This window comes from Acinetobacter sp. GWC1_38_13, from assembly GCF_001767535.1.
GTDB lineage: Bacteria > Pseudomonadota > Gammaproteobacteria > Pseudomonadales > Moraxellaceae > Acinetobacter > Acinetobacter junii.
Map to the genome: position 1 here is coordinate 1 of NZ_MELG01000124.1, position 227 is coordinate 227.

General features: G+C 35.2%; 1 protein-coding gene. It reads right to left on the minus strand.

The genetic code is table 11. The annotated features are described in order from the left end of the window. Positions 1-105: Hsp70 family protein (locus A2003_RS13625; protein ID WP_286687500.1), on the minus strand; the 105-nt coding region annotated here is incomplete at its 3' end. Positions 106-227 lie beyond the last annotated feature (122 nt).

A 227-nucleotide genomic window follows, 5' to 3' on the forward strand; every position in this document is an offset into this window, starting at 1 on the left:
TGTACGTGCGCCTTCAGCGTTTTCGATTACTTTTACTTTATCGCCTTCAAGTACAGCAACACATGAGTTGGTAGTACCTAAGTCAATACCAATAATTTTTGCCATTTGGGATGTTCCTCTAAAATTTTGTGAACCCCCTGATTTCCTATTTAATAAATGGAATTTAAAAGGGGATTTGCTTGTTATTCGATATGAGAGTCAATCGGTTTTTTTCAAGCATTTTTATG